Annotated in this window: 17 protein-coding genes; 9 read left to right on the top strand and 8 right to left on the bottom strand. The window is 68.1% G+C overall.

Going from position 1 to position 19,527, the window contains the following annotated elements; genetic code table 11:
- Positions 1-34: 34 nt before the first annotated feature.
- Positions 35-1,912 (bottom strand): arabinofuranosidase catalytic domain-containing protein, encoded by a 1,878-nt coding sequence (locus DEI81_RS09015; protein ID WP_111010371.1) that lies wholly within the window; start codon positions 1,910-1,912, stop codon positions 35-37.
- A 395-nt stretch (positions 1,913-2,307) separates the two neighbouring features.
- On the opposite strand from DEI81_RS09015, the gene DEI81_RS09020 reads away from it, so the two are divergent.
- The 3 genes from DEI81_RS09020 (at position 2,308) to DEI81_RS09030 (ending at position 5,098) form a co-directional block, all read left to right on the top strand.
- The gene (locus tag DEI81_RS09020) at positions 2,308-3,360 is read left to right on the top strand and encodes a hypothetical protein (protein ID WP_111010372.1); all 1,053 of its coding nucleotides are present in this window, start codon (positions 2,308-2,310) and stop codon (positions 3,358-3,360) included.
- A gap of 89 nt (positions 3,361-3,449) precedes the next feature.
- Positions 3,450-4,250, top strand: a complete 801-nt coding sequence (locus tag DEI81_RS09025; RefSeq protein WP_258368589.1) for a L,D-transpeptidase — start codon at positions 3,450-3,452, stop codon at positions 4,248-4,250.
- A gap of 86 nt (positions 4,251-4,336) precedes the next feature.
- Entirely contained in the window at positions 4,337-5,098 is a 762-nt protein-coding gene (locus DEI81_RS09030) for an SDR family NAD(P)-dependent oxidoreductase (protein ID WP_111010373.1), read from the top strand.
- A gap of 145 nt (positions 5,099-5,243) precedes the next feature.
- Here DEI81_RS09030 and DEI81_RS09035 read toward each other — a convergent pair whose 3' ends face one another.
- The 4 genes from DEI81_RS09035 to DEI81_RS09050 form a co-directional block, all read right to left on the bottom strand.
- Entirely contained in the window at positions 5,244-6,158 is a 915-nt protein-coding gene (locus DEI81_RS09035) for a carbohydrate ABC transporter permease (protein WP_111010374.1), read from the bottom strand.
- A 1-nt stretch (position 6,159) separates the two neighbouring features.
- A complete protein-coding gene (locus DEI81_RS09040; RefSeq protein ID WP_111010375.1) occupies positions 6,160-7,119 on the bottom strand; it encodes a carbohydrate ABC transporter permease in 960 nt (319 codons plus the stop codon).
- A 34-nt stretch (positions 7,120-7,153) separates the two neighbouring features.
- Positions 7,154-8,494: an extracellular solute-binding protein gene (locus DEI81_RS09045; RefSeq protein ID WP_111010376.1), complete on the bottom strand. Its 1,341-nt coding sequence runs from the start codon at positions 8,492-8,494 to the stop codon at positions 7,154-7,156.
- A gap of 609 nt (positions 8,495-9,103) precedes the next feature.
- Positions 9,104-9,472: a cupin domain-containing protein gene (locus tag DEI81_RS09050; protein ID WP_111010377.1), complete on the bottom strand. Its 369-nt coding sequence runs from the start codon at positions 9,470-9,472 to the stop codon at positions 9,104-9,106.
- 94 nt (positions 9,473-9,566) lie between these two features.
- Between DEI81_RS09050 and DEI81_RS09055 the strand changes: the two genes are divergently transcribed.
- A complete protein-coding gene (locus tag DEI81_RS09055) occupies positions 9,567-10,586 on the top strand; it encodes a GlxA family transcriptional regulator (RefSeq protein ID WP_111010378.1) in 1,020 nt (339 codons plus the stop codon).
- A 100-nt stretch (positions 10,587-10,686) separates the two neighbouring features.
- Here DEI81_RS09055 and DEI81_RS09060 read toward each other — a convergent pair whose 3' ends face one another.
- A complete protein-coding gene (locus tag DEI81_RS09060; RefSeq protein ID WP_111010379.1) occupies positions 10,687-11,952 on the bottom strand; it encodes an MFS transporter in 1,266 nt (421 codons plus the stop codon).
- A 140-nt stretch (positions 11,953-12,092) separates the two neighbouring features.
- On the opposite strand from DEI81_RS09060, the gene DEI81_RS09065 reads away from it, so the two are divergent.
- From DEI81_RS09065 to DEI81_RS09090, 5 genes are all read left to right on the top strand, one after another.
- The gene (locus DEI81_RS09065) at positions 12,093-12,779 is read left to right on the top strand and encodes an SDR family NAD(P)-dependent oxidoreductase (RefSeq protein ID WP_111010408.1); all 687 of its coding nucleotides are present in this window, start codon (positions 12,093-12,095) and stop codon (positions 12,777-12,779) included.
- Positions 12,780-13,695: 916 nt separating this feature from the next.
- The gene (locus DEI81_RS09075) at positions 13,696-14,337 is read left to right on the top strand and encodes a hypothetical protein (protein ID WP_111010381.1); all 642 of its coding nucleotides are present in this window, start codon (positions 13,696-13,698) and stop codon (positions 14,335-14,337) included.
- A 46-nt stretch (positions 14,338-14,383) separates the two neighbouring features.
- On the top strand, positions 14,384-15,538 hold the full coding sequence (locus tag DEI81_RS09080) for an ImmA/IrrE family metallo-endopeptidase (protein WP_258368590.1): 1,155 nt from the start codon (positions 14,384-14,386) through the stop codon (positions 15,536-15,538).
- Between the two features lie 841 nt (positions 15,539-16,379).
- Positions 16,380-17,726, top strand: coding sequence for a hypothetical protein (locus DEI81_RS16000; RefSeq protein WP_146244063.1), 1,347 nt, complete (start codon positions 16,380-16,382; stop codon positions 17,724-17,726).
- Positions 17,727-18,297: 571 nt separating this feature from the next.
- Entirely contained in the window at positions 18,298-18,588 is a 291-nt protein-coding gene (locus DEI81_RS09090) for an XRE family transcriptional regulator (RefSeq protein ID WP_111010384.1), read from the top strand.
- A gap of 2 nt (positions 18,589-18,590) precedes the next feature.
- Here DEI81_RS09090 and DEI81_RS09095 read toward each other — a convergent pair whose 3' ends face one another.
- Together DEI81_RS09095 and DEI81_RS09100 are read right to left on the bottom strand one after the other, a co-directional pair.
- Complete coding sequence (locus tag DEI81_RS09095) at positions 18,591-18,974, bottom strand: hypothetical protein (protein WP_111010385.1); 384 nt, start codon at positions 18,972-18,974, stop codon at positions 18,591-18,593.
- Between the two features lie 255 nt (positions 18,975-19,229).
- Positions 19,230-19,527: IS3 family transposase (locus tag DEI81_RS09100; RefSeq protein WP_146244064.1), on the bottom strand; the 298-nt coding region annotated here is incomplete at its 5' end.

Consider the following 19,527-nt stretch of genomic DNA (forward strand, 5'->3'; position numbering starts at 1 on the left):
TCTGGAGGCACGCCACAGGCTCGCGACGCGGGCGTCAGTTCACGGTGAACACCTGCGCCTGGTTGCCGTTGCAGTCGTACAGCTGCAGGGCGGTGGCGTTCGCCGTGTTGCCCGACGGGTCGTCGAGGCAGCGCCCCGACTGCGGGTTGAGGATCGACCCGTTGGCCTGCGGGATCCACTGCTGCCCGCCGACGCCGTTGCACTGGTAGAGCTCGACGTGGGTGCCGTTCGCGGTGGCGTTGCCGTCCGCGTCGAGGCACCGGCCGAGCGTGCGGATGGTGTGGTCGGCCTGGTCGACCGTCCACTGCTGGTCCTGCGCGGCCGGCTGCGCGGTCTCGATGGTCAGGCAGTCGTAGAGCTGCACCTGCTGACCGTTCTGCTGCAGGTCGTCACCGGCGACGTCAACGCACTTGCCGCCGTTGCCGATGATCGGGACCGCGACGGTGAACTTCTGCGCCGCGTTCCCGTTGCAGTCGTACAGCTGGAGCGCCGTGCCGTTCGCGGTGTTCCCGGACGGGTCGTCGAGGCACCGCCCGGACTGCGGGTTCTTGATCGACCCGTCGCCCTGCACGATCCACTGCTGGCCGCCGACGCCGTTGCAGTCGTACAGCTCCAGGTGCGTCCCGTTCGCGGTCCCGTTGCCGTCTGCGTCGAGACAACGCCCGAGCGTGCCGAGCGTGCCCGTGCCGTACGCCGTCCCGGACCAGTGCTGGTCCGCTGCGAGCGCCGAGCAGTCCCAGAGTTGGACCACGGCGAGGTTGCCACCCGTGTCGTCGCCCGACACGTCGACGCACTTGCCGCCGGGTCCGACGATCTGCGAGCCCGGACCACCGCCCGTGCTGACGCCCTGGTAGTTCTGCGCGACGATGTTCGACTGCACGGCGTTGTCGGCCGCGTCCGTGGAGTAGCCCGTCGTCATCACGCCCTCGAAGAACGACTGGGTGCCGCGGTTCGAGTTGTCGCCGCCCGCGCCGAGGACGATCGAGCCCTCGAGCTTCATCGGCGTGTAGTCACCAGCGGGCTCCGTGCCCTCGTACCAGGTCGTCAGCGAGCCGGTCTGGCTGTTCCCGCCCTTCAGGGCGAACTTGTTCGTCCCGTTGTTCTTGAGCTCGGCGGTCACGAACTTGCTGTTGTTGCCGGTGTTCGGCGTGTAGGTCGGTGTCCCGCCCTGGAACACGCCGTTCTCGAGGTCCGCCTGCACCCACGGTCCCTTGCCCGAGCTGCCGGGCGCGTTGAGCGTCGAGAGGTTCAGGGCGTCCATGTGCCCCTGGCCGGTGTCCTTCTCCTGCGTCTCGACGTTCCCGAAGTCGGAGCAGCAGCCGTTGTTGCTGTTCGTGCCGCTCGCGACCTCGTACATCGACTCGGGGCTCGCGCCACGCGCCGTGCCCTTCGCCGCCGTGCTCGGGATCCGGTACGCGACCTGCGGGGGCATGTACAACCCGTAGGCCTCGTGCCCCGCGACGGTGATGGGCAGTGCGGTCGCGTTCGCCGCGTGGTTCGCCGCACCCGCGTCGCCCGCGGGCGCGACCGTCAGGTCGTTGTGGTTCGCGGTCTGGTCGTAGATCTTCGGGATCGTGCACGTCGTCCCGGCGCAGAACGTGTCCTGCGTCGCGGCGTTGACGTACCCACCGGCCGAGAGCAGGCCGATGTTCGTCGTCGCACCGTCCGAGGCGCGCTGCACCTGGTAGAGCGGCCCGTTGTACGACGCGGACAGCGCCCGCGTCGAGCTGTACGCGGCGACGCAGGAGGTCCCCGCGCTCCCGTAGACGTCGCATGGGAGCGACGTGGCGGCTGCGGCGCCACCGGCGCCAGCCGTTGCTGCGAAGAGCGTGCCCGCCACGAGGGCGAGGGCTCCGAGCAGCGCTGTGGGGATCCGCCTGAGACGGGGGATCCGTGATGACCCGATGTGCATGGTGATGCAGTTCCTTCCGAGCGTCGTTGCTGGAGTGGTTGATCGCGGCGCCGGGTGGGATCGCCGCTTAAACGATTAACCAAGGGAAATCATACTCAGGGGAATGATCCGGCGCATCCCCCAGTTCCCCGTGCCGTTGCGCACAGCTCCGCGAGGGCGCGGAGCACCCGGCCGACCGTGCGACATGTCGTGTGCGACGCTCCGTTCTGACATCCGATCGGGAGTACCGCTGCGGTCCCGTTGGGGATAGGGTCCTCACAGATCCGGAGGTTCTGAGGGCTTTTCGGTTCTGCCGCCGCGTCGGCCCGAGACGTGGCAGCACCGGCGCGCCGACCCACGGCGCACCACCACCGAAACCGCGGACCCGATCCGCCCGTCCCGAAACGGAACCACCCGTGAAGCGTCTCCCCGTCCTCGCAGCGGTCGCTGCCACCGCCGTCGCCGGCGCCGCCGTGCTCACCGGCACCGCCACCGCCGACGCCGCCACCACCGCCGGCGTCAGCCCCCGCCTGCTCGACGCCTCGACCCAGTCGTCGGCCTGGATCACGAGCGCCGACCTCCAGACCTACAGCGGCACCGGCGAGCCGCCGACCGGCACCTGGTACACCGGCACCGCGACGGGGTTCACGACGCCGACGTTCGGCCCATCCGGCCTGACGTTCTCCGGACCGGGCGTCCTCCTGCACTCGACGGACGGCCACCCGGCGAGCGACCTCACGTCGATCACCAGCTCGACCGACACCGACCTCGGCACCGCCGACCTCGTGAGCAGCGACGACGCCGACTTCACCCTCGTGGTGGACCTCGACGGCGACGGCGAGATCGCCGACCAGAACTACGCAGCGCTCGTCGCGGTCACGGGCGGCGACGAGGGCATCGACGGCGAGTACACCTCGTTCACCCCGGTCGGGACCATCCCCGCCGGTACCCCGGCCACGCTCGCGCAGTTCCAGGCGCAGTTCGCCGCGACGAGCCCGGACGCCACGATCCGCGAGTACGGCGTCTCCGACGCCACCGGTCCGGCCACCGTCACGGGCATCGCCTTCGACGGGCAGAACGACTACTTCACGCCGCGGCCCTCCGACGCCGGCACGATCACGCCCGCGACCCTGTCGGTGAGCGACTTCGCCACCACCGGCGTCGCGGTCTCCCAGCCGAACGGGTTCCTGCCCGGTGAGCCCGTCGGCGTCGCGCTCGTCGCCGAGGACGGCACGGCCACGGACACCGGTGTCACCCTCACCGCGGGCGCGGACGGCAGCGTCGTCGGCACGGTCACCGACCCCGACGCGACCGCCGGCACCTACGCGCTCACGCTCGTCGGTGAGAACTCGGGCATCTTCGTCGGGTTCGTGCTCGACGTCACGGCAGACCCGGCCGTGACGACGCCGACCACCCCGCCCGCCCCGGTCGCGACGCCGGTCACCACCACGGCGACCTTCACCGGCTGACCCCCACCGCGCACACGCCGATCCGCCGGACGCCCGTCGTCCGGCGGATCAGCGCTGTCCGGCACCACCTCGTCCCCGGAAGGCCCGCCGTGCTCCGCCGTCTCGCTCCCGTGACCGTCGCCGCGGTCACGGCAACGCTCCTCCTCGCCGGCTGCTCCGGCGCCCACCCGCACCACGCGCGTGCCGGTCACACCCCGACACCGACGCCGACCGTCCACGTCGGCGGCGCGCTCGGTCAGCGTCCGACCGCCTCGCCGAGCCCCAGCGCGGACGCCACGGCACCGAGCATCCCGCCGATCGCGGCATCGGCGACCGTCGCGACGGCGGAGGTCGCCAGCGTCGCCGTCCACGCCGCCGCCGCCGGCGCGGTCACGACGACCCTCCCCAACCCCCAGTCGAACGGCGCCCCGCTCGTGTTCCTCGTCGTCGCGCAGCAGTCCGGGTGGGTCGAGGTCGACGTCCCGACGCGTCCGAACGGCCGTACCGGGTGGGTCCGCGCGAGTGACGTCGCGCTGAGCACCGTCGCCTACCACCTCGTCGCGGTCACCGAGACGAACACCCTCACCGTCTACCGCGCCGGGAGGCCCGTCGCCACCTACCCGGTCGCGTCCGGCACCGGCGGCACCCCCACCCCGCACGGGTCGTTCTACCTGACGGAACTCCTCAAGCCGACGAACGCCGGGTACGGGCCCTACGCGTACGGGCTCTCCGCGTTCTCCGACGTGCTCACGAGCTTCGGGGGCGGTCCGGGGCAGATCGGCCTGCACGGCACGGACGACGCGTCGAGCATCGGCAAGGACGCCAGCCACGGGTGCATCCGCATGCAGAACGCGGACATCACGGCGCTCACGAAGCTCCTGCCGCTCGGCACCCCGATCACGATCATCTGACCCGCCGCCCCACCCCCGGCACCCGGTCCGCTGCCATCCTCACGGCGTATCGAGGGAGCACCGCACCACACCTCCGGGAGGCCCCAATGGAAGACCTGCACACCGTCCGCGCACTCGTCACCGGCGGCACGTCGGGCCTCGGCCGCGCGATGGCCGAGGGACTCGTCGAGGCGGGCGCCCGCGTCGCCGTCACCGGCCGCTCGGAGGCCCGGGTCACCGCCGCCGCGCGCGAGATCGGCGGCGACACGATCGGGATCGCCATGGACAGCCGCGACGACCGGTCCGTGGAGCAGGGCACAGCCACCGCGTGGCAGGCGCTGGACGGCATCGACCTGCTCGTCAACAACGCGGGCATCGGCATGCGCACCGTGAACCCCGCGTTCATGACGACGCCGCAGGACTTCTGGGAGGTCTCCCCCGATGGCTTCCGCGACGTCGTCGACACCAACCTGACTGGTTACTTCCTCGTCGCACGGGCGGTCGTGCCGCGGATGCTCGCGGCGGGCACGGGCCGCGTGGTCACGATCAGCATGAACCACGGCACGATGAACCGCCGCGGCTTCGTCCCGTACGGACCCTCCCGCGCGGGCGCCGAGGCCCTCGCCCGGATCATCGCCGCGGACCTCGCCGGCACCCCGGTCCGAGCGAACATCCTCCTCCCGGGCGGCGCGACGGCGACCGGGATGCTCGAGGGCACGTCCCGGCCCGAGGCACTCGCCGTCCTCTCCCCCGACGTCATGCGGGCCCCGATCCGGTGGCTCGCGTCGGACGAGGCCGCCGACGTCCACGACGAACGGATCGTCGCGACCGAGTTCACGGACTGGCTGGCGTCGCGCCGGGCCTCCTGACCGACGGCCGGGAGGCGCGGCACCGGCATGACCCGTCCCTCCCGGCCGGTGGGACGAGCGCGGGTGACCCGCCGACCGCTGCTCCGGGCACGACGAGAGGCCCCGCCGGAGCGGGGCCTCTCGAGGACCGGTGGTGCAGGTGGCGTCAGCCCTTGAGGCCGCTGCCGGTCACACCCTCGACGATCTGCCGCTGGAAGATCAGGTACAGGATGATCAGCGGCAGTGCCGCGAGGATCGCACCTGCCTGGATGTCCGCGTACCGCTGACCGAACGAGCCCTGGACCGTGGCGAGCCCGACGGGGATCGTCATGAGGTTCGGGTTCGACAGCACGAACAGCGGCAGGAGCAGGTTGTTCCAGACACCGACGAAGGTCAGGATGACGACCGCGGCGATGACCGGACGGGACAGCGGCATGATGACCGACCAGTACACCTTCCACAGCCCGGCGCCGTCGATGCGCGCGGCCTCCTCGAGCTCCCGGGGGATGCCGTCGAAGAACTGCTTGAAGATGAACACCGCGATCACCGCGGGGACCTGCGGGAAGATCACCGACCAGTAGGTGTTGAGCAGGCTGACCGCGCCGAGCTCCTGGAAGATCGGGACGATGAGCACCTGCCCCGGGATCATGATGCCGAGGATGATGAGCAGGAACGCGAGGTTCTGACCCGGGAAGTTCAGCCGGGACAGCGCGAACGCCGCCATCGACGCGAACAGCACGGTGAGGATCGCGGTGATCACCGAGGTGATGCCGCTCGCCAGGTACCAGTTCCAGATGTCGCCGGCCTGGAACAGCGACGCGTACGAGTGCAGTGTCGGGTTCCAGTGCGACAGGATCGCGCCGGCGCCGAGTGCCGCGGTGCCGTTGTCGGACAGCGACGTCTTGAGTGCGAACAGGCTCGGGATGAGCCAGATGATCGCGAAGACCGTCAGGACGATGCCGGCGACGATGTTGAACGTCCGGCCGCTGACACCGATGCGCGTCGCGTTCTGCGCCGGTGCTGCCGCGGAGACCGGGGACTTGCTGCGGGTCCTGGTCGGCGCTGTGGTGGTCGTGGCCATCTCAGGCCTCCTTCCGAGCTGCGGAGCGGTCGATCACCTGTCGGATGACCGCGATGGCGACGATGACGATGAACAGCAGGACCGACGCCGCCGACGCCGCACCGATGCGGTTGTCGGTGAAGCCGGTGTTCGTGATGAGCCCGAGGGCCACCTGCGTCGATATGCCCGGCCCACCGCTCGTCATCAGGTAGACCTGGTCGAAGATCTTCAGGCTGGCGATGATCTGCAGCAGGATCACGAGGGTCGTGGTCCGGCCGAGCAGGGGCAGCGTGATCGATCGGATCTGCTGCCAGTTCGACGCGCCGTCGACGGCGGCCGCCTCGTACAGCTCACGCGGGATCTCCTGGAGGCCCGCCAGGTACAGCACGAAGTTGAAGCCGAGCGTCCACCAGACGGTGGCGAGCGCGATGCCGATCATGGCGGTCTTCGGCGACGCGAGGACACCCGCCCCCGGCGTGATGCCGAGCCAGCTCTCGCCCAGCGCCCAGAGGCCGGTGCCCGGCGTGAAGATGAACACCCAGATCAGCGAGATCGTCGCCGACGGCAGGATGTAGGGCAGGAAGAACGCGAGGCGGAAGAACCACTGTCCCCGACGGATCCGGTTCGTCAGCACCGCGAACACGAACGCGAGGATGACGAGCGGCGGTGTCGTGTAGATGGTGAACTGCAGCGTGTGCCACAGCGCGCTCCAGAAGTCGGCGCGGGTCAGCATCTCGCCGTAGTTCGCGAACCCGGCGAAGGTACCGAGGCCCGTGTGGACGGTCGACGTGTTGAAGAAGCTCGTGATGATCATCCACACGGTCGGTCCGAGCAGGAACGCCAGGTAGAAGAGTCCGAACGGGGCCAGGAACAACCAGGCCTTGCGCCCGTCCTGTCGATCGAGCGCCGCGCGCCGCGGCCGCGATTTCGGGACGTGGGTCGTGAGCGTGGGACGGTTCGCTACGGGTGCGGTGGCGGTCACGTCGTCGTACCTCCGGGGTTCTGGGGTGAGGGGGTCACAGTGGGCTGGGGGTGCTGAGGTAGACGGCGAGCTGCTGCTTGATGGCCGACATGGCGCCCTGCGGCGACGTCGAACCCTGCTGCACGAGCGCGAGCTGGGCGCCCACCGTGGCCTCGAAGGTGGAACCGGACCCGCCGTACCAGGCGGGGTTGTCGTACACGGCGACCTTGGCGGCCGAGGCGTAGTCGGCCTGCGGCTCGAGCTTGTGGTACGCCGCACTCGTCGCGGTCGGCTGGTACGCCGGCACGTGACCGCCCTGCGCCCAGGTCATGCTCTGCTCGAGCATGGTCTTGATGAACCCCATGTGCTGCTTGCGCTGGTCGAGGGTCCGCGCCTTCTTCGGCAGGACGAACGTGTGCGAGTCGGCCTGCGCGGCCGGCTTGTCGAAGATCTGCGGGATCGGCACCATGCCGAACTTCAGGCCCTTGATCGACTGGGCCGTGCTGATCTCCCACTCGCCCTCGAGGTAGAAGCCCGCCTTGCCCGTGAACATCTGCGTCTGCGCGCCGGCGTAGTCGAGGCCCTTGTTGAGCCAGCCGTTCTTCACCCAGGTCTGCATCCGCTCGTTCACCTTGTTGAAGGCGTCCTCGTCGACGGACAGCTTGGCCCCGTTGTCGGAGAGGAAGGGCGTGACGCCGTTGATCTGGTTGTAGAACGTCCAGAACACGCGCCAGGGGGTCGCAGTCTCGCTGACGTTCGCGACCGTGATCGCGTTGCCACCCGTGACCTTGCTCACCGCGGCGAGCGCCGACTCGAACGTGTCGAGGCCCGTGAGGTCCTTGAGCTTGCCGTCGCTGCCGATCAGCCCGGCCTTCCGGCACACGTCCTCGTTGTAGAACATGACGATCGGGTGGGTGTCGAGCGGGATGGCGATGTTGTTCCCGTCGGTCTTCTGCGCCGCCCACGACTTGGCGTTGAAGTCGCTCGCCTTGAGTCCGACGAGCGCGAGGTCGTCCTCGGTGATCGGCTCGAGGATCCCACCGTCGTAGAGCGGCTTCGCCCGCGTCAGGTGGGAGACCGCGACGTCCGGCGGCTTGTTCCCGACGGTGGCCAGTGTCAGCTTGGAGTAGTAGGGGTTGCCCCAGGCGAACGTCGTCGCCTGCAGGGATCCCGATCCGCCGTGTCCCTTGCGGTAGCCGGCCTCCATCTGCTGCATGCGGTTGCCGTCCCCACCACCGAACAGGTTCCAGAAGATGAGCTGCTCGGGGTTGAGCTGACTGCCCACCAGTCCTGCCGACACGGGGCTGCTGCAGCCCGCGAGTGCGACCGTTCCTGCCGCGGCGATGCCCGCGGTCAGGAATCCCCGCCTCGTGAAGGCTCCCGTTCCCGTTGCCATTTCGACCTCCTCGTCGTTCCGGTGCCCGTGGACGGGCCGCCGGGGGTGCTGCGTTGGGTGCTCGTCCGCCAGGGAAGCGGACGTGGTTTCAGTGCGTCACCGGCGCTGCGCCGGATCCTGTCTGGAGGACCGGTGCCGGTCCTCCCGTCCGGTCGCCGGGCGTGGGGTGCGGCCCGCGGAGGACCCTCCCCGCGGCGCGGTGCGCAGCACGGGGGCCTCGGACGCGGAGGCGTCGCGGGTCGTTCGGGTTGCGGTCATGGCATCACTCCATCGGGACGGACCGATCCCACCGACGGCGCGGCGGGTCTGGGGTGACTTTACAACGATGGAATGGAGTTGCAACACCCTCTTGCCACAGCGTGTCGAGAGCGCTCACGCGAGCAGCGCTCGATCCTGTCCGGCGTCGGTGCACGGGCTGTGCGTCAGCGATGACCTCGCACACGCTGCCGCTGTCGCACACGCTGCCGCTGTCGCTGTCGCACACCCTGCTGCCGTCGCGCACCCTGCTGCCGTTCGCACCCCCGCTGCCGTTGCACACCCCACTGCCGTTCGAACACCGTCATCCGGGTGTTCGACGGGAACGCACCGGTTCGTCCCGGTGCCGCTGCGTCAGGACACCGGGGGCGTCCCGCCGTCCTCGCTCCACTCCGGCTTGCCACCGGCCGCGGTCGAGGTCACCTCGGGGCCGACGATGAGGAACCGGACCTCCTCATCGGCCACCGGGCAGTGCTCGACCCCCCGCGGCACGACGAACAGGTCGCCCGGCGCGAGGTCGACGTCGCGGTCCCGCAACTGGATGCGCAGGCGTCCGCTGAGCAGCAGGAACGTCTCGTCCTGGTCGTCGTGCGCGTGCCACCGCGTGGAGCCGATGCCCTTGGCCACCTTGAACAGCTGCCCGTTCGCCTCGGCGAGGACACGCTGCGACCAGAACTCGGTCAACGTCGCCGCTTCGTCCGCCAGCGTCACCTTGTCGTCCACGTGGTCCTCCTCGTCCTCGGGCCGGGCCGTGCGCCCGTCTCCGCCCGTCAGCGTAGGGATCGGCAGCGGCGGTCGAGCGTGGTAGGAATGCCCGATGTCGCAAGGATCGTTGCAACCCGACGCCGGGACCGTCCCGCGTGGTCGTGGGACACCGCACCGGGTGGTGCTCGTCGTCGACGAGGGCTCGAACCCCTTCGAGATGGCGTGCGCCTGCGAGGTGTTCGGTGCCCGCCGTGCCCAGGACCTCGGCTTCGAGCCCTACACCCTGCGGATCGTGGCGCCGGGTCGCCGGACGACCATGCGCGACGGCCTGTTCCGGATCACCGCCGACGGCGACCTGTCCGCCCTGGCGACGGCGGACACCGTGATCGTGCCGAACCGTCCCGACGTCGAGACCGCCTCACGCCCGGCGGTCCTCCGCGCGATCCGGGAGGCCCACGACCGCGGCGCCCGCATGGTCGGTCTGTGCACCGGGGCGTACACGCTCGCGGAGGCGGGCCTCCTGTCCGGCAGACCGGCTGCCGTGCACTGGCAGCTCGCCGACGACTTCCGGGCGCGGTTCCCCGACGTCGACCTCCGCCCCGACGTGCTGTTCGTCGACGACGGCGACGTCCTGACGTCCGCCGGCAGCGCGGCGGCGCTCGACCTGGGCCTCCACATCGTGCGGAACGACCACGGCGCCGAGGTGGCGAACCAGGTGAGCCGACGACTGGTGTTCGCGGCCTTCCGCGACGGCGGTCAGCGGCAGTTCGTCGAGCGGTCGGTGCCGCGCGTCACCCACACACCCCTGTCGGCGACGCTCGACTGGGCCGAGGAGCACCTGGCCGAGCCCCTGACCGTCGCGGACCTCGCCGCCCACGCGCACGTCGGGGTCACCACGCTGCACCGGCGGTTCCGTGCCGAGGTCGGCAGCACGCCGCTCGCCTGGCTGACGGGGCGGCGGGTGCTCCTGGCGGAACGGCTGCTCGAGCGGGACGACCTGCCCCTGGACCTCGTGGCACAGCGGAGCGGACTCGGGACGACCGCGAACCTGCGCGTGCTCATCCGGCGGCACACGGGGTCGACGCCCTCGACGGTGCGGGCGCGGTTCCGGGCGGCGGTCCCAGCGCGCTGATCGCCGGCCGCGGTCGCCCGGCGCGGTCGCCGGCCGTGCGTCGAACACCCCGCTGCCGTTCGAACACCGCGATCGTGGTGTTCGAACGGACGAACGCGGTTCACCGCTCGGTGACACCACCGCGCTCGGCAGCATCCCGCCGTGCGATGACGAGCGCCACCACGAGCGTCCCGACCACGAGCACCGCGGCACCGATCGCCACCGCCGAGCCCACTCCGACGGCCGCGCCGAGCACCGCCAGCGTGATGCCGTTGCCCGTGCGCAGCCCGCTGCCGAACATGTTGTAGACCCCGACCACGCGGCCGCGCTGGTCGAGCGGCGCCCGGAGCTGCACGACCGCCTGCCCGATCGACATGCCCGCCATGTTCGCGACACCGCCCACGAGCAGCGCGAGCACCGCGACGACGTAGTTCCCGGTCACCGCGACGGCGATCGTCGTCAGCCCGAACAGGACACCCGCCGCGACCGCCGCCCGGGTGTTCGGCTTGATCGCGCCCGTGGCCTCGAGCAGGAACCCGCCGAGCACACCACCCGCGCCGTTGGCGAACAGCAGCAGCCCGTACGCGAGTCCGGCGTCCCCGGCCCCCAGGGCGTCGGCGAACGACGGGATCGCGACCTGCAGCGCCCCGCCGATGCACAGCGCGGTGAGGCCGGCGAGCACGATCATCCCGATGAGCACGCGGTCGCCGCCGACGCTCCGGAGCACCTTGCCGGTGTCGAGCAGCGAGACGCGGGCGCGGTGCACGGACCCGCTCCGGGTGTGGCCGGTGTACGGCGTCCGGAGCATGAGGAGCGTCATGGGCACGTAGAACAGGACGTTCGCGAAGATCCCCCACGTCGACCCGAGCCCGAGCAGCAGCGCCGAGCCGACGACCGGCCCGAACAGGATCCCGAGGCTCCGGAACGTCGCGTTGAGCCGCACCGCGCTCGTCAGTTCCGCCGGTTCGGCGAAGTCGTGCAGCAGGAGCTGTTCCGCGGGTGCCCACAGTGCGCCGGCCATGCCGTGCAGCACGAGGAGCAGGCAGGCCTCCCAGATGTGCAGGGTCCCGGTCAGGAACAGCACACCCCAGGCCACCGACACGAGCATGAACATGCCCTGCGCGATCTGGATGAGCCGGCGGCAGTCGTACCGCTCCGCCAGCGTGCCGAACCACACCGAGAGCAGCAGGAACGGCAGCCAGTGACTGACGACCTCGAACCCGACGAGCGCCGGCGAGTGGAACCGCTGCCAGAGCACCCAGTAGGTGATGACGTGCTCGATGTTGTCGCCCATCATCGACAGACCCGCGGTGAACAGGTAGGGGCGCGAGTGCCGATCGCGCAGGGCGGCGAAGCGCCGCGGTGCGCTCGCGATGGGGGTGGTCATGCTGCTCCTGCTCTGATCCGGTACCGGCACGGTACTTCATGCCCGGCATGCCGAATCGGGGGTGTCGAGCACGATCCGACGAGCACGACCTCATGAGCACGACCCGCACCTCGACCCCGCGTGGGGCATACCGTGGCGTCGTGGACCTCGAACTCACGGACAGCGTCGCACTCGTCGTCGGCGGACAGGGCTACATCGGCAGCGCCGTGGCCGACCGACTCCGCCGCGAAGGCGCGTCCGTCGTCATCGCGTCGCGGAGCGCCGACCCCGGACCCGACACCGTCCGGCTCGACACCGGCGATGCCGGCTCCGTCGAGCGGGCCGTGGCCGAGGTCGTCGACCGCCATGGCCACATCGATGTCCTCGTCGTCACGGCGGCCCCCGCTGCGGGCACGCTCGACCCTGGACGCGCGTCGGACCCGGAGCAGGTGCTGCACGCCATCGACGGCAAGGCCCTGGGCTTCCTCCGGGTCGCGAACGCGGTCCTCCCGGGCATGCGCGCCGCCGGACACGGACGCGTCGTCGTGCTCAGCGGCCAGAACGCCTACCTCACGGGCAACGTCACGACCTCGGTGCGGAACGCGGCGACGAACGTCATCGCGAAGAACCTGGCCGACGAGCTCGCCGGTTCGGGCGTGACGCTCAACGTCGTCAATCCCGGCACCGTCACCGACACACCCTCGGCCGAGGTCGCCCCGGGCCGCGGCGGCGAGTCGAGCCCGGAGCAGATCGCCGACCTCGTCGCGTTCCTGTCGTCCCCGCGCTCGGTGGTCTCGGGCGAGTCGATCTCGATCGCGCACCGGGTGCTCGGGGCCGTCGTGCTCTGACGCGCCCGTTCCCCGTCGGTCCCGCGGATCAGACGGCGGCGTCGACGACCGGTGCCGTGCCTCCCGGCTGGACCAACGCGGGTCCGCGATCCGCCCGCAGCTCCCCGTACCTGGGCTCCCGCGTCGACGGGTCGACCGTGGCGCGCAGCACGGCCGTCACCGCCGAGCCGTCCGCGTGCTCGAGGTCGAACCGGAACAGGGCAGCACCGTCGGGCGCACGAGTGGCGGTGACGACGGATGTCGCCCGGAGCGACGCCCGTTCTGACCGCAGGGTCTGGAGGCACCGCTCGCGGAGTGCATCGGCGTCAGCCGGCCCGTCGGCGCGTCGGTGGTGGGGTCCACGAACCGCAGGGCGCGGTCGGACAGGCCGTCCGGCGGGCTCCAGCATCCCCGGTAACGACGAAGGCCCCGGGTGTTCCCGGGGCCTCCATGTCTGGTGGGTTCTCCCGGAAACCCCTGATCCGGCGTGGTTCTAGGCCTCTGCAAGACGTCCTGTCCCTTCCATCCTTTAGCCCGGGTCGCAAAATCCTTTCGGGCTGAGTTGCGCCGATCGGCTGATGCGCGGGTCGAGCCGGAGGCGTGTGGTTCCACCCGTTCACGAGTTCGTTGGCGCGAGGTTCGACACGCTGGAGAGGTTCTGGCCCTGTGCTGGAGGATTTTGCTCGCCGTTTGGGTCGATGTTGGGCGATTCGTGGTGCGTTCGGCGTGTCGGCGGCCAAGGCTGTCGGTGGCCGCCGCTAACCTTGAGGGCGTTCTACTTGATTTTTCACCAACTTTACGCGGCCCCCGCTTCAACTGGGAGGTTTCGCCCGCTCTCGCTGCTTGATGAAGGGGTATCCCGATGATGTTCGACTCCCGTGCTGCGGCTCGCGCCGCTGATGTGGCTACTCGTCTCGCTCGCTCTGGCGGAACGGCAGTGATCCAGCGTCTGATCTCGGACATGTGGACCGCGAACGCCGGCCGCTTCGAGAAGGGGCTCGGCGACACTGCACGCTCTCTCGGCGTCCAGTGCTCCGAGAACCTCGCAGAGAGGTTGTGGGATCTGCGTGAAGACGACGCGTTGCGCGACGCGGGCTTCATCGTGCACCGCCGCCATGGTGCGACGTATCTCACCTTCGCGGAGTTGACCATCCGCTTCGTCAAGGCGCCTGCAAGCAGTGGGCTTACTCCCGACTGGAGCGGCAACTTCGAGTGGGAGAGCAACGTCCGTCAGGAAGCAGCTGAGCGGAACGACAACGCGTACCGAGCGCCGCGTCAGGTGCCGGGACACGAGCCGCTGTTCCCGGCCGGCGGAGTGGGCGACGCCGAGAACATCAACGAGATCTTCCTTGTGTGGAACGGTCTCCTCGAAGAGGCGCCGCTTACTGCCGGGTGGGTCACTCTTCCGTCGCTCCACCCGGAGCACGTGATTGCCGCTGAGGCGATGTGGCGCGATGAGCCTGAGGCGCGTGTCGACACGTCCGACGCGCCGGTGGTGTCCGAGCCGGCTGCCGGCTCTGCCCCCAACTTGAACATCCGGCTCAAGAAGGACATCCGGGTGGTTCGCGGTGACCGCTGACTCGCGCGCGTTGCAGCGAGCCCGAGCTCGTCGCGCCGGCGGGGTCATGGAGGACTTCGATGGCGACCGGCTCTCACTCGCCCGACGTCTTCGACGGCTGAACCGGACGACGTTGGCCACTGGCGCAGATGTCTCGGCTGCTGCAATCACGCAGTTCGAGAGGAATCAAAGCCGACCAACCACGGCGACGGCAGCTCAACTTGCGTTGAATCTCGGAATGCCATTGGACTTCTTCCGCCGAGGCGCAGTCATCCCTCGAATCCCGACAGAAGCGGCGCATTTCCGTTCATTACGCTCTACACCTGCTATTAGCCGTGACCGCGCTCTGGCTTTCGCCGAGTTGAGCGCGGCCGTCGTCAACACGTTGGAGGACTATGTCGACTTCCCTCCCAACATTGTTCCGACTCATCTGGTCGATGGTGCCATTAACCCGGAACAGATTGCAGAGATCGCGAGTGAAGTTCGCGCTGCCCTGCGCATCGGGCCGGGTCCCATTAGTCATATGGTTCGGACATTGGAAGCGGCGGGGGTGGTTGTCCTCATGTTGCCAGTGGACGCGAGTTCTCATGAAGTTGATGCGTTTTCCACTGACACAGGTCGCAGGCCTCTAGTTCTCCTGTCTCCGTCGAAGAACGACAGAGCCCGAAGCAGGTTTGATGCTGCTCATGAACTTGGCCATCTGGTGATGCACCCAGATGTTGAACCGGGCCCGAAGATGGTTGAAGACCAGGCGCAAACGTTCGCTTCGCACTTCCTAGCCCCAGACGAGGAGCTGCGCGATGACCTCCCGACGAAGCTTGACTGGGAGGCCTTGCAAGCTGCAAAGCGGAAGTGGCGGGTGAGCCTTCGCGCGCTTGCGTTCCGTGCTCATCGACTCGGCCTTTGGTCGGACGCGACGTTTGTCCGGGCAAACAAACGGTTGTCTGCCGAGGGGAACCCTGAGCGTGGACCGCTTGGCCCTCGAGAGCAGCCAATCGCGATCGGCCGTGCGGCTGAAATCCTGGCGGGAGCCGGTTACGACGTTGCAGAACTCGCGTCAATCAGTGGACTACCGGAAACCATCCTGCAGGAAGTCATCGCCGCAGGCAGTGAGCAGCGTCTTGTTGTGTCGGGGTTGAGCGTTCAATCGGCAAATGAGCGGTGGAGCTACAACAACTCCGCCACTGGCGCATCACGTCCGGATGCATCATTCGGACGGTGAGGGCCCCGCTTGAGGTCCCGCATCACTGATATCGCCCTCCGAAGGGTCGCGACGGAGTAGGTGTCACGCAGTCCAATTGTCTTGCGAATCGCTCGAGTGACGTAGCGCCGGATGAGGAGTGCGGTGCCGCTTACGACCAGCGACAGACCTGCGAGCAGAAGCACAGCAGCGACGATCCATCCCGCGGTCGTCGTCGCGCCCGTCCTAGTCTCAGTAGCCTGTGCGGGGCTCGTCGAGAACGCCATCCAGATCAGGATTGCTCCGTATGCGAGGCAGAATAGCCCTGCTCCCGTGCTTGCTCCGCCGGTGACTCGTCTCGTCGCGTTGAGGTGTACGACCTGCTGGACTCGGATCTCACGGTCGAGGTCCCTCAGGAACTGCTGGTGTGCTTGTTGGGCGTCGGCTGAGGCGTCTGTGTCATCAACCCGGACCGGTCCTCGTTCCTTCGCTTCTCGTTCGATCTCGATGAGTGCTCGAGTCTGCCGTCCGAACGTTCAGCTCGCGAGTTTCGCCAGGTGACGAGCAGTCCCGCAACTCCGACGGCAGCGGCAGCGACCGCGCCTGTGTTCTCGATGAGCGGGTTCGTCATAGGGCCTCCTTCATCCGCCGTTACCTATCGACCCAGCGCGGAGCGCCGTGAGCTCAGCCTGATGGTTCCCCTGACGGCGCGCAGCCGCCGCACGGACGGGGTGCAACTGCCCAAGCCGGCCCGCCCGGCCCCGGTGACGTCCGCTCCTCCTCGATTGTGCCCGCACCGAGCCAGAACCTGACGTTCGGGCAGCGGCAGCAGCGTCGGTCGTTTGCACTAGTGTGCGGGCAGACACTTTCACCGGGGGATCTCATGGCAGAGAACACCGTCAACTTGATCGATGACCGCCAGATAACGGCGTGGCTCATCGCGAGAGGACTCGATTGGCGTGTGCGGTCCGTCGAGGCAATCACCGTGGACTCTGCGACGTCATGCTCGCGCCGACGGTCTCTGCAGGCAACGCCGCTCCGAACGGTGCTTGCGGACGTACCCGGATTGCAACTCGACGCCGATACTTCGCACGCCTTCATCGCCTTGAATGTAGCAACCGTCCCGCGCGGGCCGCTGGTCGATTTCGACATCGAGGGGCCGTTGGGAGACGCCTGGTTACTTCCCAGACAGGAGATCGCAGCAAGGCAGGCGCTCTTCCTGACATCAATGGCGTCTTCTTTTCACCCGTCACCTTCAAGTGACCTCGTCACTCTTTTGACGGCCATCCTCGGATTTACCGGGGAGTTCTTCTCGTCGAGGGAGGCTGTCGCACTAGAAGACTACCTCAGCGTCGGCATCGGACAGGCACCGAGTGCAACTTTTCTAGAGCACTGTCGATCCGTGGCGAACGATTGCCGGCACGTCCTCCGCCCTCACCTCGATCGCTTCCATGGATACTCAGCCCCCGAGAACCCCACACTTGCTCTTCCGGAACTTGTAGCGAATGGCTTGATTGCGATGGAGGCACAGGCGACCACAGTGCTCGAGGAGTATCGAGGTCTGATTCTCGCCGCAGACAGTGCCGCGACGCCCGAAGCTGAGGTATTCCTGGAAGCCCTCGCGGACTACGGTAACTACTACGACCTCATTGCAGCGATGCGCATTCCGCTCGACGAGCCCTTCATGGTGAAGTACTCGGAGCGCCGAGATCTGAAGCTGTCCTGGCCGCGTCGCGAGGGTCGGCAAGAACTCGTCATCGCGGATGCACAATCAAATCACGCGACCTTCAAGGTCACAGACCCCAACGTGCGGATATCCGTGTTTCAAGCCGTCCAGATGACTTCTGACGAGTTCGCAGTCGGCGCCTTCCAGTCACGGAAGGACCAGCAGAGCCGAGCGATTTACGCACACGACCCGGATCGCGACTTCCGCATCCGGTTCCGCTTCCAACTCGGTCTCCTACGGCGCCTCCAGACCATCCCCTATGTTGCGACTGCCCTTCTCGTTCTACTGTCCCTTGCCCTACTACATGAGAAGCCCGAGCAACTACGAGACCTAGCTCTGATCGTCGGACCAGCCGCCCTTGCGGCATCAGTTCTGCTGGTACGAGAACCATCTACCCTGGGGTCTCGTCTGCGCTTGACCAGCTCGCTGCTCCTGGCGATCGCACTCGGCGTACTGGTGCTGGTCGCGACCTTCCTGTATGTCAGAGGACTGCTCTGCGCGTAGTGCAGTAGCATCCACCAAAGGAGAGACAAGATGGCAAAGAACACTGGGCGGAGCACCCGTCAGGGCACCGTGATCGGCAGGGTCCAAGCGTCAGGCGCCTCCAGCACATGGATCAAACGAGACACCTCGTCCGGACGGTTCGTCGACGCGAAAAGGTCCGGCGGCAGCTTCACCGGGATCAAGAGGCAAGGCTGACCCGCCGCTCGGCGCTCTGCGCGACCGCCGTCGACGGGCAGTCCGACGCCTCGGCCCAAGTCGACCTGGTCACCCTCAATTGCGGTCAGTTAGGTACGCCCGGAAGCAGCTCTAGCCTGTCGGCGAGGGCTTCCTCAGCGTGACGTCGATCGTTCCGCACCGATCTTTCTCGTCATCTTCGTTGTTCATTCAAGGGCTTCCTCCCTCTCACGACGCGCACACCTCGTGGTGTCGCTTGTGCCTGGGTACGACGTCCACGGGAAAGGGCTGGACATGCGTGGTGCTGCGGTCCGACCCGCTCTCGGATCTTTGGCGACGGGCGGTCCGCGCGCGGGAAACGAGGATGAGTTGTGGCTACTGCCCCTACCCTTGACGCATGTCCCGAACGGATCGCTACCGGCCGCGCGAGCTGGCGCCGGAGCCATGGCCGCACGAGCCGGCTTCTGATCCTGTCGCCGAACTTGCTCGGCAGTTCGCGCTCCGGCTCACGGACACGATTGGGAACCGGAGTATCAGATCAGTGGCGGCTGAGGCGCAAGTAAGCCACGTCACCGTGCTGAACATCCTCGCTGGCAAGGTGTGGCCCGACCTGGAGACGATCGGCCGGCTCGAGTACGGGTTGAACGCAGACCTCTACCCCGGCCGCGGGCAACGACGCAGGCGCTAAGCTCACACACCTCGCGCCCCGGGATCATCCGTGTTCCTCGGTACGTCCCGCAGCTGCTCGCCCGCGTTCAACACCACGGCACCGTCGAGGAGCGCGAAGTCCTGGATCATGCTCGATCGTGGTTGAGCGCGAAGCGTCGCACTACGCTCAGCTATCTGGCGTTGCTGCACCATGTGCAGCACGAAGCGTGTCAGCGCTGACTCGACCGGCCCGTTCGTGCGGATCGCACGTTCACCAGTGCCCAGATCCGCAATGACGGTCACCGTCAAGTCACCGTGCGACGCTGCGACATCGACATGACGCCCAAGATCGACGACCTCGACATCCACCCCGGCTGGCACAACGATGCCTCGCAACCATCCCAGGTCCGCGTCGATCCCATCCACTGCCGCGATGCGAATCGAGGCTGGACTTTCACGCCTCATGGTCATTAGACTTACCACATGACGGCGACGAGATCGAGCAGTTCGCGAACCTCGCTGAGCTTCGCGGAGGGCGGCGTTTGGCGCGTCGAGACGACAACGACGTCATACGTCGTCGATCTCACCGGCGCAACGCTCTCGTGTGCGCTTACGGTTCCAACGTCCGCTGGGTGGGTGTCTGACCTGTCCCGGGTTTCCCGGACGCTCTCTTTGTGTTGATCATGCCGCGGTTTCGGCGGCGGTGTAGAGGTTTTCGAATTCGATGGGCGAGTAGTAGGCGAGCGCGGAGTGGCGTCGGGTGGGGTTGTAGAACGCTTCGATCCACTCGAACATCGCCGACGCGAGCTCGGCGCGGGTGGGCCAGTCGCAGCGGTCGAGCAGCTCGATCTGCATCGAGCCGAAGAATGATTCCATCAGCGCGTTGTCATACGCGGACGCGACCTGTCCCATTGAGCCGAGGAGCCCGGCTTCGCGGAGCCGGCTGCCGAATAACCATGACGTGAATTGCGCTCCACGA

The organism is Curtobacterium sp. MCBD17_013, assembly GCF_003234565.1.
Lineage (GTDB): Bacteria > Actinomycetota > Actinomycetes > Actinomycetales > Microbacteriaceae > Curtobacterium.